Origin of the sequence: Janthinobacterium sp. SUN128, from assembly GCF_030587275.1 — a bacterium.
In the GTDB taxonomy this organism is placed as follows: domain Bacteria; phylum Pseudomonadota; class Gammaproteobacteria; order Burkholderiales; family Burkholderiaceae_D; genus Janthinobacterium; species Janthinobacterium lividum.
In genome coordinates this window covers 78,331-90,834 of record NZ_JAPWHY010000003.1, presented here as the reverse complement: position 1 = coordinate 90,834, position 12,504 = coordinate 78,331, and the positions used below count along the sequence as shown (strand labels likewise).

The following is a 12,504-nucleotide window of genomic DNA, read 5'->3' as shown; positions in this document are numbered from 1 at the left end:
CCTAGGTGGCCGACGACCAGTCAGGGCGCTTGGGAGCGTCCGGGATGTGGGAAGCGTAAAAGAAGGGGGAAGTGTCCGCATTCACGGAAGCCGTGTCGCCGATGGGCAGGCTGGAGCCGGCCGGCAGCCATGCATGGCCGATGCCGTGGCAGACGTTGCAGTCGCTGTGCGGCTGGCCTTTTTTCTGCTGGTCCGCCACTTTTTTGTCGCCAAAGGGCTGCTTGTCCGCATCGGCCTCTGCCTTGTGCTGGTGGCTGTGGTGGCCCAGGTGCTGCGCCGCCTTGCCTTCCTCGTGCAGGCAATACGCGCTCGCCGCAGCCCAGGACATCTGGAGCGGAAGCACGAACAGCAGCAAAATGAGGAAGAATCGGCGCATGGTGACGACTATTGTACAGAAAGGCGGGCGGCCGTGCCCATGTCAGCGTGCCTGGGCACGCCACGCCTTCAGCTGCGCGGCGATGGCCTTGCCCTGGAACAGCTGCGGCTCGGAATGCTCTTCCGTCTCCATGCCGCCTTCGCGGAAATCGGCTTCTTCACGGGCCTGCACCAGCACCTTGGCCTTGTCGAAGGCTTCGGCAAAGCCGGCGCTCCTGGGCAGCGCTTCCTTGAAATATGCTTCGCTGAAGTAGGTAAAATCGTTCTGGTCATCGCAGCCGAACGAGGTGCGGTCGCTGCGCGCGGCCGTGATGATGAGGGTGTTGTCATCCTTTAGTGGCGCAATGAAGCCGCCCGCATAGCAGGCCGAGATCACGATGACCTTCCAGCGGATGCCGCTGTGTTTGAGCATGGATGCCAGCTCTTGCGCGGGCAGGCTGTGCAGGTCCATGCCGTTTTGCGCCAGCGCCAGCTCGTGCTCGGGCGAGCCGTGGCTGGTGAGGAACAGGAACAGGATATCGTTATTCTTGTCCATCTTCGCCCCCAGGGCATCGAGGCTGGCGGCGATGCTGGTGCGCGTGGCCATCGGCTGCTGCGCCACCGTGTTGCGGCTGTTGACGAGCATCAAGGAGCGGCCTACGGTGCCGTAATCGCGGTCGAACTGGCGCTGCACGAAGGCCGTTTCGCGGTGAAACACTTCCTGCGCGCCGTCGCCGGCCACGCCCAGCAGGTACAGATTGATCTTTTTCGCCGCATCGCGCGGCAGTACACGGGCCAGGCTGCGATCCAGCAAGGATTGCTGGCCGTACAAGGCCAGCTCGATATTGTCGCGCGTGAGCTTGTCCAGGGCCGGATCGTCCAGCTGGCCTTCCGTCCAGTTGCCGCTGTCTTCGCGCCGTCCATCCGCCTGCGCCACTGCATAGCGCAGCACGCCCTTGCCGTCGAACTGGCCATTCTTGAAGCTGCCCCGGTATTCGTCGCCCTCGGCCGTGCGCAGCACGCCTTCGCCTTCGAATTTCCAGTCTTTCAATTCGCCTTCGTAATGGATGCCGTCGCTGGTGGTGACCCTGGCCTTGCCCTGCACCTGGCCCTGGACGAATTCGCCTTCGAAGACGGTGCCGTCCGTGTCGGTCAGCTTGCCGGCGCCATGCGGTCGCCAGTGCTTGAAATGGCCTTCAAAGGTGGCGCCATCGGCGCCCTGGAAGCGGCCTTGTCCCTCGAAGCTGCCCTTGACGAAGCTGCCCGCATAAATCTCGCCCTTGGGCGAGGTGTAGCGGCCGATGCCGTCGAAGGCACCCTGGCGGAAGGCGCCCGTGTATTCGACGCCGGAAGCCTGGCGCAGCTTGCCCTGGCCGGAAAACACGCCGCGCGCGAAGCCCCCTTCGTAAAACGCGCCGCTCGCGTATTCGAGCCGGCCCTGGCCATGCATCTTGCCCGCGACGAGGGGGCCGAAATAGCGTCCGCCATCGGCCGTTTCCGCCGCCGGCGCCTTGGCTGGCGCGGCGCACAGCGGCGGCATGCCCAGCGCGGCAAAGGCCAGCAGGCCGGCGAGGGTGTAGGGGCGAAGCGAGGCGCGTAGCGTGGCAGTCATGAGGACGGTCTGGTCTGTAGGAAGGGGCCTAGTCTGCCACTGTATTGCCATCGTGGCAAATGCGCGCGTGGCGTGTGTTGCTCTGCTTCAAGGCAAGATTCTCCGTTTTATGCCGTGCCAAGGCTGGGCTGAACTGATAATATTGATTTTCAGAACATATACTTGCACAAGGTACATAGTCACCCATGGAAAGCCGTCTCAGCCGCCTGGAAGCCGTCCAGACCGTGTTGCTGGAAATCGGGCAGCGCTCGAGCACCTGCAGCGATATCAGTGAATTCCTGCAGGCGGTGCATGCAGCCTTGGGACGCATCATGTATGCGGCGAACTTTTACGTGGCGCTCAGCGACCGTGACGACGGCCTCGTGCGTTTTCCCTATTTTGTCGACGAATTCGACGCCGCGCCCGACCCGGACGAGGGCGTGCGCCTGGCCAGCGCCGCGCAGTCGCCCACGGCGTGGGTCATCGTCAACCGCAAGCAGCTGGTGATGACGGCCGACGACGACGCCATGCGCGCCATCGGCGGCGGCGCCTGGGGCGGCGGCACGGCGGCCGAGCACTGGATCGGCTGTCCGCTGCTGGACCAGCAGCACCAGGTGCTGGGCGCCATCGTCATCCAGAGCTATGACGCGCAACACCGTTTCAGCCTGGAAGACCAGGCCCTGTTCGCGCTGATCGCCACGCACGTATCGAGCGCGCTGCAAGGCATGCAAAGCATGGACCGGCTGGAAAAGGCGGTGCAGGAGCGCACGGCCCTGCTGGCGCACGAGGTGGCCGAGCGGCGCCGCGCGGAAAACCTGCAGCATGCGCTGTATGAAATCGCCAACCTGTCGGCGCAGGCTTCCGATGCGACGACCCTGTACGCGCGCCTGCACGCCATCATCAGCGAGCTGGTGACGGCAAAGAATTTCCTCATCGCCCTGTACCACCCGGACAACAAGGACATCACGATCCCGTATTTCGTCGATGAAAAGGATGCGCAGGCACCCGTGAAACGCTTTCATTACGGCATCGGCATGAGCTCGTATGTGCTGGCGCGCCGGCAAGCCTGTCTGCTGGATGCTGGCAGCTATGCGGCGCTGGTGGCCAGCGGCGAGATGGACGAGCCGCTGGGCAATGTCGGCATCGCCAGCTGGATGGGCGCGCCCATGCTGCTGGGCGACCGGAAATATGGCGTGATCATCGTGCAAAGCTACGACACGTCCGTCGTATATGGCCAGGCGGAACTGGACGTGCTGGCCTTCATGGCCAGCCATGTGGCCGTGGCGATGGCCCGCATCCAGGCCGACAACGCCATGCGCCAGGCCAAGGAAGCGCTGGAAGAGCAGAACGCGGCCCTGAACAGCGCCCTGAGCGCCTTGCAGGAAGCGCAGTCGGAACTGGTGCGGCAGGAAAAACTGGCCTCGCTGGGCCGGCTGGTGGCGGGCGTGGCGCATGAAATCAATACGCCGCTGGGCATATGCGTGACGGCTACCAGCCACCTGGTGCAGGAATTGAAGCTCACGCGCGAAGACCTGGAAGGGGGCCAGCTCGATGAAGATGGCTTGCGGCAATTTTTCGACATCATCGACCAGACCCTGCGCATCATGACGACGAATACCCAGCGCGCCGCGGCGCTGGTGCGCAGCTTCAAGCAGGTGGCCGTGGACCAGTCGTCGGACGAATTGCGCAGCTTTAACTTGCGCAAATACCTCGATGAAATCCTGCTGTCGCTGCAGCCCAAGCTCAAGGGCAAGCCGATCAAGGTGGACATCGATTGCCAGCCCGAGGTGCAGCTGCGCAGCTATCCGGGCGCCGTTTCGCAGATCGTCACGAACATGGTGGTCAACTCACTCGTGCATGGCTTTGCCGAAGGCGAACCGGGCAAGATCAAGATCAGCGTGCGGACGGCCGGCGAGATGCTGGAACTCGACTACAGCGACGACGGCATGGGCATGGACAGCGCCACCCTGGGCCAGCTGTTCGACCCCTTCTTCACGACGAAGCGGGGCTCGGGCGGCAGCGGCCTGGGCGCGCATATCCTCTACAACCTGGTGACGGGGCCGCTGGGCGGCACGGTGAAGGTAGTCAGCGCGCCGGGGATGGGGTTGCATTACAAGATACGCTTCCCGCTGGAGCCAAAGAGTGCATGAAATTTGAAACTTGAAAACAGCGGGCCGGAGACGCGGGCCTGAGAAAATGCCGATGGCGGCGTTGCAGCTCCTTGCCGTACATGCGTACTGTCTGCGTCGCCGCGCCTTGCCCTCGACATTTTTCAGGTCCGCTTGGCCCGGAATGCCCGTGTTGGGGGCTTGGGCCGAAACGTGTTTCGCTGGCGTGCGGGGGTCAGACCCTCAGGGTCTGACCCCGGTATTTGTACTTGGGTTAAATGTGGCCCCTAATCAGGAAAGCGTTGATTTAACGCAAGCGCCTCATCCAGATTTGCAATCAGCAATTCCACATACTGCGGATCGAGGTGGCTGCCGCTCACTTCGCGCAGGTAGCCCACCACGCGCTCCAGGGGCCAGGCGTCCTTGTAGCAGCGCTTGTGCATGAGCGCGTCGAAGACGTCGGCCACGGCGGCGATGCGCGCGTATTTGTGGATGTGCTCGCCGACCAGGCCCTGCGGGTAGCCGCTGCCGTCGTATTTTTCATGGTGCTGGTGGGCGATCACGGCGGCCGCCTTCAAGAGCGGGCGCTGTGAGCCGTCGAGGATGGACATGCCCACCGTCGGATGCTGCTTCATGATTTCCCACTCGGCCGCGTCGAGCTTGCCCGGTTTGAGCAGCACGGCGTCGGGCGTGGAAATCTTGCCGATGTCGTGCATGGGCGCCGCGTGGCGCAGCACCATGGTTTCCTCTTCCGACATGCCGGAGGCCTGCGCCAGCAGCTGGCACACTTCAGCCATGCGGCGCACGTGGTTGCCGCCTTCGTGCGAGCGCGATTCGACGACGTCGCCCAGGCGCAGGATCAGCTCGGCCTGGGTATCGGTGATTTCCTGCGTCAGCAGGATGTTGTCGAAGGCGATCGCCACGCCGGAACAGAAGACTTCCAGCAATTGCGCGTCGAGGTCGGAAATTTCTTCCACGCCTTTCAACACCAGCAGCGAGGCCTTGCCGCTGCTGTTGGGAAAGTAGCCGACATAGGTGTCGCCATGCAGGCGCGAGATCTTGTTGCTCTTGGCATCGTCCAGCTGTGACAGCAGGGACGGGCTGAGGATGCCGTCGTCCGTGTCGCCGATCTGCGCGAGGATTTCATAATCCTGTTCGCCCGAGATGGCGCTGGCGCCACGCAGGCGCAGCAGCATGCTCGTTTCCAGGCGCAGCAGGGCGACGACTTGCTGCAGCAGGCCGCTGGCGAAGTCGCGCAGGTTGCGCTGCTTGAAAATGTGCGCCGAGGCGGCGATGACGCGCTCGAGCCCCTCGCGGTAATGGAGCTGGGCCTGGCGTGCCTCTTCCACCTTCATGATGTCGCGGTAGGCGCGCAGGGCGGCAAAGGTGGTGGTGAACAGCTTGGTGCGGTCCAGTTCCGTCTTTTCCTTGTAGTCGTTGATGTCGTAGTTGACGATCACCCGTTCTTCCGGCGCCTGTCCCGGCTGTCCCGTGCGCAGCACGATGCGCGTAAACTGGTTGCCGAGGTCTTCGCGCATCCAGCGCGCCACTTCCAGGCCGCTGTCTTCGCGTTCCATCACCACGTCGAGAAACACCAGCGCGATGTCTTCTTCGCGCGCCAGCACCTGCTTGGCCTCGGCGCCGCTGTATGCATGCACGAAACTCAGGGCGCGGCCTTCCAGGCGAAAACGGCTCAGCGTCAGTTTGGTGATGTCGTGGATGTCGGGTTCATCATCGACGAGCAGGACTTTCCAGGGAGGTAACTTGGGTGAGGCTGAAGACAAAAATGACATAAGGGCGAGTTCCGCTAAAAGGCATAACTGACGCAATGCTGAGACGCCCGCGCCAGGCTAGCCTGTGCGCCACTACTGGCGTTGCGCGTTTTTCGGGCGCATTTTATCGATTGTAGACTGACAGCCAAGTATTAACAACAAGCAAGAATAATTGACTAAATTCATGCAACATGTATATCAAAAAAGCACTTTAAATCCATGCTGGCGACACGATGTATACTTTATCGCTTAGGCAACTATATGTTCAAGACAATACTTTGTTTTAATTAATATTGCCAATGAATCTGGAAAAAAAGTCTGTGGTCTGCGCCATGTTCGTTACACTGCGCAAGAAAAGTAACAATGTATTAGTTTCTCTTTAGAATGAAACGCATCGCGCTATATTAAAACGTAAAAAATGGCCGGAGCGCCATCCACATTCCTGAAAGGACTCATCATGACAACGAAAACGACGCGTACCTTCATTGCTGGTCTTGCCTTGCTGGCGAGCAGCGCCGCCTGGGCGGGCACGGAAGTGCATTTCACCAAGCCGGAACAATTCACGGACCTGTCTTTCGATCAGACGGAGCGTGAGAAAGTGCTCAAGGACTTGACGGCGCATTTCGAGAAACTGGGAGAGTCGCTCAAGCCTGGGCAAACCCTGAAGATCGATGTGACGGATCTGGACATGGCTGGCCGTGAAAATCCCTCACTGCGCGCCACCCAGGATTTCCGCGTGATGACCGGCGGGGCCGATTGGCCGCGCATGCGCTTGCACTATGTGCTGGAGCAAGATGGCAAGGTCATCGGTAGCGCCGATGCGGCTCTGTCCGATATGTCCTATCTGACGCGCATCAACCGCTATTCCAGCGGCGACAAGCTGCGTTACGAGAAACAGATGATCGACGACTGGTTCTCGAGCACGTTCGGCACGCAAGTGAAGCGTCCGGCACGCAAATGACCTTGCCGCCACGCGAAGTGCCGGGCTGATCAACGCAAATAAGCCTGTTCGATGCGCGCCAGCTGGCCGTTCTGCCGCAGGGCCAGCAGGGCGGCATTCATCTGCACAACGAAGTCGGCCTTGTAGGCCGGGGTGTTGCGCGCGCTGTAGGCGATATAGGTGGCTTCGGACGACAATTCCAGCACTTCGTGCAATTGAAAGCCGTAGCTGCCCAGTTCACCTTGCAGCTGGCGCGCCGTATGGCGTGCAGCGCCACGGTCGCTGGCGTAGCAATCGATGCGCCGCAAGGCCAGTTTTTTCAGGTTGGCTTCATTGCCTTTGGCCGCTTCCAGGCGCAGCAGCCCCTCGCGGGCCGGCGCCATCAGTTTTTCCGAGAGCAAAAATCCTGTATTGACGCCGATGGTCAGGCCGGCAAAGTCGGCGGGAAACCGCGTGCGCGGCGTGCGCATGACGGCATCATGGCAAAACAGGACCACTGATTCGCGGTACAGCATGGCCGAATACGGTTGTACGTACGGCCGTTCCGTTTTGCGTCCGGGTGGAAACAGGCCGAAAACCTGGCCCTTTTCCAGCGCGGCTAGCCCCCGTTTCCAGGGGCGTGGCTGCAGTTCCAGCCGGTAATCGGGCATCGCACTGGCTGCCAGGCGCAGGATGTCGATATACATGCCCTTGAAAACGCCGTTTTCCACATAGCTGTACGGTGCATAATCGTCGTCGCCGTACAGGATGACGGTTTGCGGCGCGGCATGGCCGATGCCGGGTGCCGCCATCGCGCAGGCGGCCAGCAGGCAGGCGCCGGCGTGGCGCAGATTGATTTTGCATGTCATCCTGATAAGCATACAGGATGATGGCCAGAATGTACCGCGCCTCAGTCGATCCAGTTTACCTGTGGGAACTTGCTGCCGAAATCTTCCGCCATGGGCACGACCTGGCTGAGCTTATAGTTGAAGAACACAAAACCGGACTTGGCCATGGCGATCAGGGTGTTGTCGCGCGGGCGCGTGATGCGGAAGGTGATGTCGCCGCCATACTTGTTGAAATCCATGACGCCCACTTCGAACAGCAGCTGGTCGCGCGCATGGGCTTCGGCGCGGTAGGTGGTGGCCAGGTCGGTGACGATGATGCCGGTGCCGTCCGCTTCGATGTCGCGCACGCCATATTCGAACAGGAAGCGGGCGCGCGCCTCGGAAATCATGGAAATCATGGAATCGTTGCCGAGATGGTTGCCGGCATTGATGTCCGTCGTGCGTACCGTCAGTTGCGAGGAATAGCAGTACTGGTCTTCAGGAAATTCAAGTTTCAAACGGGCCATGGTGTTCTCTTGGTCTGATGCGCAGGGCGCGGCGGAAATGTCAATTCTAGCCGGTTCCCCGCGTCCCGTCGAAAAATGCCCTCAGCCGCGTGCGTGCCGTCCGCTGCACTGGCACGCAGGTTTGCGTACGCCTATTTACGGACGATCTTGTACACCTTGCCCGTGCCGCTCAGCATGTACAGCTCGTTTTGACCATCCTGGCCAAACGACAGGATGTTGCCCACGTTCGCGATGCCCCAGTCTGTCACGGCCGATGCCGTGCCATTGCTGTAGCTGAAACTCTTCAGCCAGCCGCTGCAGTAGTCCGAATACAGGTACTGCCCCGCCAGCTCCGGCAAGGCCGCCCCCCGGTACACATAGCCGCCCGTGATCGAGCAGCCGCCGGCCGCATCGTGGCCGTATTCGATGGCGGGCAGGACCAGCCCCGCCTGGTTGCAGCTGGCACTGTTGTAGCAGTGCGCGCCTTCCATGATGTTCCAGCCATAGTTGTTGCCCGCCTGGCCCACGGGACGCACATCGACCTCTTCCCAGTTGCCCTGGCCCACGTCGGCGAGGTACAGCAGCTGGGCCGGCACATCGAAAGCGTAGCGCCACGGGTTGCGCAAGCCGTAGGCCCAGATTTCAGGGCGCCCGCCTGCCGCCGCAAATGGGTTGCCCGGCGGAATGGCATACGGTTGGGCGACGCTGCTGGCGTTGACGTCCAGGCGCAGCAGTTTTCCCAAGAGCACGTTGGTGTTTTGCGCATTGCCGGGCGGGTCGCCCGCGCTGCCGCCGTCGCCCGTGCCCGCATACAGATAGCCGTCCAGTCCAAAGCTGAGCAAGCCGCCATAGTGGTTGCTGAACGTGGGGTGGGCAATCGTCAGGATGGTCAGCGCGGACAGGGGATCGGCCACGTTGGCGTTGCCAGCCGACACTTGCCGCCGCTCGATGACGATATCGCCGGCCAGGTTGGTGTAATACAGGAAGAAATAGCCATTGCTGGCGTATTGCGGATGGAAGGCCAGCGACAGTAGGCCCCGTTCGCCGCTCGTGGTGGTGATCGTACTGATGTCGAGGAAGGGCGTGGCCAGCAGGTTGCCATTTTGCATCACGCGGATGCGGCCGGCCCGTTCGATGATGAACAAACGGCTGTCGCCGGGCGGCGCCGTGAGGAAGATGGGCGCGCTCAAGCCGCTGGCCACTTCCTGCAGCCCCAGGGCCAGCGGCGTGGCGGCCGCATACAGGACGCTGGCGCTGGCCGTCTCCCCCGCATTGACTTGCACCTGCTGCGTGACGGGCGTGGGCGCCAGCGTCCCCGTGCCTTGCGCCACGCTGGCGGCGCTGAGCGTGTAGGCGCCGGGCGCCAGGCCGGTGAGCGTGGTGCTCGCCGTCAGCGCCTTGCTGTATGACGCGGGCCCGCCCACCGTGACGGCGCCCGCCACGCCGGCCGGCAAGCCGCCGATGCTGACATTCAGGCTGCCGGTGCCGGCGGCAGGCGGATGGTGGCCGCCGCCCCCGCCACACGATGTCAGCAGGCTCAGGCAGCAGGCCAGCAGCAAGGCTGGCCAGGCAGGGGAAAACCGGGATAGGACGTGGCGCATGTCAGTCTCCTGCTGGCTGCTCGGTATGGCGCTAGGTTTGCTGCAAGAATGCGCGTTTTGGCGTCGGCATGATTGAGCTTGCGCAAGCATACCCCGCGTGGCGGCCGCACTTCCGTGCGCTGCTGCACCGTGCGGCGGCATCGGACAAATGCGCCGCGTTTTCAGACAAGCGCGGGTCCAGCGGTACCGCCGCGCCCGCAGCCGCCCGATAATGGCGCATCTGAAACCGAGCAGGAATGACACACATGAAAACCAAAGCCGCGATTGCCTGGAAGGCGGGCGCCCCGCTGACCATCGAAGAAGTCGACCTGGCTGGCCCGCGCGCCGGCGAAGTGCTGGTCGAGCTGAAAGCCACGGGCATTTGCCACACCGATTACTACACCCTGTCCGGCGCCGACCCGGAAGGCATCTTCCCCGCCATCCTCGGCCATGAAGGCGCCGGCGTCGTCGTCGACGTGGGCCCGGGCGTGACCACCCTGAAAAAGGATGACCACGTCATTCCCCTGTACACGCCGGAATGCCGCCAGTGCAAGTTCTGCCTGTCGCAAAAGACGAACCTGTGCCAGGCCATCCGTTCCACGCAGGGCCGCGGCCTGATGCCGGACGCCACCAGCCGCTTCTCGCTGAATGGCCAGCCGCTGTTCCACTACATGGGCACATCGACCTTCTCGAACTACATCGTCGTGCCGGAAATCGCTCTCGCAAAAATCCGCTCCGACGCGCCGTTCGACAAGGTGTGCTACATCGGCTGCGGCGTGACGACGGGCGTGGGCGCTGTCCTGTTCTCGGCGAAGGTCGAGGCGGGCGCCAACGTGGCCGTGTTCGGCCTGGGCGGCATCGGCCTGAACGTGATCCAGGCGGCGAAGATGGTCGGCGCCGACAAGATCATCGGTATCGACATCAACCCGGCGCGCCAGGCCATCGCGCGCAAGTTCGGCATGACGCATTTCATCAACCCGAACGAGGTGGAAAACGTCGTCGACGCCATCGTGCAGCTGACGGATGGCGGCGCCGATTACTCGTTTGAATGCGTGGGCAACACGACCCTGATGCGCCAGGCGCTCGAGTGCACGCACAAGGGCTGGGGCAAGTCTTTCATCATCGGCGTGGCGGCGGCCGGCCAGGAAATTTCCACGCGGCCATTCCAGCTGGTGACCGGGCGCGAATGGCGCGGTTCGGCCTTCGGCGGTGCGCGGGGGCGCACGGACGTGCCGAAGATCGTCGACTGGTATATGGAAGGCAAGCTCAATATTGACGACCTGATCACGCACCGCCTGAAGCTCGAGGATATCAACCAGGGCTTCGACCTGATGAAAAGCGGCGAATCGATCCGTTCGGTCGTGCTGTATTAAGCGCGCTGGATTGAGCTGAATGTACGTATTGCGCAACACTTGACGGACGGGGCAGGGCGGCAGGCTGTACTTCGCCGCCTGCCCCTGCTAGTGTGAAGACATCCGCCTTGCTTTGGGAGCCGTCCATGTTTGCCACTGCCTACCTCGCGACCTTGCGCCGCATGCTGCCCGTCTTCCTCGGCGCGGCCCTGTCTTCCCTGCTGGCCTTGTGGTGGAGCAATGCCGCCAGCCTTGCCACGCCCGCCATCTGGCTGGCGCTGCTGGCCACGTATCTGCTGTGCGCACTATTGTTTACGCCGCTGGCCCGTCAGAGCCGCCAACTGGCCACGCGCCACGTGCGCCACGGCAAGCCGCGCTGATTCCCGCTGCGCCTAGCGTGCCGTGCTGGAAAAGCGCTCGCGGTAGTCGCGCGGCGTGATGGCGAGTTTCTTTTGAAACAGGCGGCGCAGCCTCTCTTCGCTATGCAAGCCCGCCTGCACGGCCACCTGTTTTAAGGAAGACACATTGTCTTCCAGCAAGCGACGCGCCACTTCGAAGCGGGCCGTGTCGATGAATTCCGTGGGACTGGTGCCCGTTTCGCGCTGAAATACGCGCGTAAAATTGCGCTCGCTCATGGCCAGCCTGGCCGCCAGCAGCGGCACGGTGAGCTCTTCGGCAAGATGCTCCATGATCCAGCCCTGCAACTGGCGGATGGTCGGATGCGTCGTCATCTGGCTCGACAGGTGCACGGAAAACTGCGACTGGCCGCCCGGCCGCTTCAAATACACCACCAGGTCGCGCGCCACTTCCAGCGCGATATCGCGGCTGAAATCGTCTTCCACCAGGGCCAGCGCGAGGTCGATGCCGGCCGTCACGCCGGCCGACGTCCAGAATTTCCCTTCCCGCACGAAAATCGCATCGGCATTGACCTGTATCAATGGATAGCGCTGGCGCAAACTGTCCACGGCGCTCCAGTGCGTGGCCGCGCTCTTGCCGTCAAGCACGCCCGCCTCGGCCAGGAAGAAGCAGCCCGTGCACAGGGCCGCCAGGGTATCGATGCGGGGTGCCGCTTCGGCCACCCAGGCGGCGAGGGCGGGAATGTCCTGCAAGACTTGCTCGACGTGGTGGCAGCCGACGATGACGGCCAGATCGGGCAAGCGGCTGGCATCGAGCGCCTTGCTGGCGTGCAACGACATCAGGGTGTCCGATTCGACCGGGCCGATGGCCGTCGAGGCGATGCGCACGTCGTAGCCGCCGGGCAGGTTACGCAGGCGCAAATGGGTGTTGGCGTAGTCAAACACCTTCATGGCGCCGATGGCTTCGAGTGCCTTGAAACCGGGATAGACGATGATGTCGACGGTGCGCAGGGGGAATTCTTTGGGGTTTTGCTTGATCATGCGATATGCGCGAGGGGGATAAATACTGCCATAATGCAACAACGGCGATGGCGTAGGTTAGCATGAAATAATCCGCGCGCCCGCTGGCTCCCCACCCA

Annotated in this window: 11 protein-coding genes; 4 read left to right on the top strand and 7 right to left on the bottom strand. The window is 62.5% G+C overall.

Annotation, left to right across the window (positions count from 1 at the left end):
- Position 1 precedes the first annotated feature (1 nt).
- A complete protein-coding gene (czcI, locus tag O3297_RS23105; RefSeq protein ID WP_034784321.1) occupies positions 2-376 on the bottom strand; it encodes a cation efflux protein, CzcI family in 375 nt (124 codons plus the stop codon).
- A gap of 42 nt (positions 377-418) precedes the next feature.
- Entirely contained in the window at positions 419-1,966 is a 1,548-nt protein-coding gene (locus O3297_RS23100; RefSeq protein WP_191909575.1) for a C13 family peptidase, read from the bottom strand.
- A 185-nt stretch (positions 1,967-2,151) separates the two neighbouring features.
- Here O3297_RS23100 and O3297_RS23095 point away from each other — a divergent pair, with 185 nt between their 5' ends.
- On the top strand, positions 2,152-4,095 hold the full coding sequence (locus tag O3297_RS23095) for a GAF domain-containing sensor histidine kinase (protein WP_151092405.1): 1,944 nt from the start codon (positions 2,152-2,154) through the stop codon (positions 4,093-4,095).
- Between the two features lie 245 nt (positions 4,096-4,340).
- Here the strand turns inward: O3297_RS23095 and O3297_RS23090 are convergent, their stop codons facing one another.
- Positions 4,341-5,846, bottom strand: a complete 1,506-nt coding sequence (locus O3297_RS23090) for a DUF3369 domain-containing protein (RefSeq protein ID WP_070259910.1) — start codon at positions 5,844-5,846, stop codon at positions 4,341-4,343.
- A gap of 436 nt (positions 5,847-6,282) precedes the next feature.
- Here O3297_RS23090 and O3297_RS23085 point away from each other — a divergent pair, with 436 nt between their 5' ends.
- Positions 6,283-6,786: a DUF3016 domain-containing protein gene (locus O3297_RS23085; protein ID WP_305050308.1), complete on the top strand. Its 504-nt coding sequence runs from the start codon at positions 6,283-6,285 to the stop codon at positions 6,784-6,786.
- A 29-nt stretch (positions 6,787-6,815) separates the two neighbouring features.
- Here O3297_RS23085 and O3297_RS23080 read toward each other — a convergent pair whose 3' ends face one another.
- From O3297_RS23080 to O3297_RS23070, 3 genes are all read right to left on the bottom strand, one after another.
- Complete coding sequence (locus O3297_RS23080; protein ID WP_305050307.1) at positions 6,816-7,613, bottom strand: ABC transporter substrate-binding protein; 798 nt, start codon at positions 7,611-7,613, stop codon at positions 6,816-6,818.
- Positions 7,614-7,654: 41 nt separating this feature from the next.
- The gene (locus tag O3297_RS23075; protein WP_034784316.1) at positions 7,655-8,098 is read right to left on the bottom strand and encodes a thioesterase family protein; all 444 of its coding nucleotides are present in this window, start codon (positions 8,096-8,098) and stop codon (positions 7,655-7,657) included.
- 131 nt (positions 8,099-8,229) lie between these two features.
- Entirely contained in the window at positions 8,230-9,678 is a 1,449-nt protein-coding gene (locus O3297_RS23070; protein WP_305050306.1) for a sorbosone dehydrogenase family protein, read from the bottom strand.
- Positions 9,679-9,923: 245 nt separating this feature from the next.
- Between O3297_RS23070 and O3297_RS23065 the strand changes: the two genes are divergently transcribed.
- Positions 9,924-11,030 carry an S-(hydroxymethyl)glutathione dehydrogenase/class III alcohol dehydrogenase gene (locus O3297_RS23065; protein ID WP_034784313.1) on the top strand — a complete coding sequence of 369 codons (1,107 nt, stop codon included), beginning with the start codon at positions 9,924-9,926 and terminating at the stop codon, positions 11,028-11,030.
- A gap of 125 nt (positions 11,031-11,155) precedes the next feature.
- Complete coding sequence (locus O3297_RS23060) at positions 11,156-11,389, top strand: hypothetical protein (RefSeq protein ID WP_034784311.1); 234 nt, start codon at positions 11,156-11,158, stop codon at positions 11,387-11,389.
- Between the two features lie 12 nt (positions 11,390-11,401).
- Here O3297_RS23060 and O3297_RS23055 read toward each other — a convergent pair whose 3' ends face one another.
- Positions 11,402-12,406, bottom strand: coding sequence for a GlxA family transcriptional regulator (locus O3297_RS23055; protein WP_151092413.1), 1,005 nt, complete (start codon positions 12,404-12,406; stop codon positions 11,402-11,404).
- Positions 12,407-12,504 lie beyond the last annotated feature (98 nt).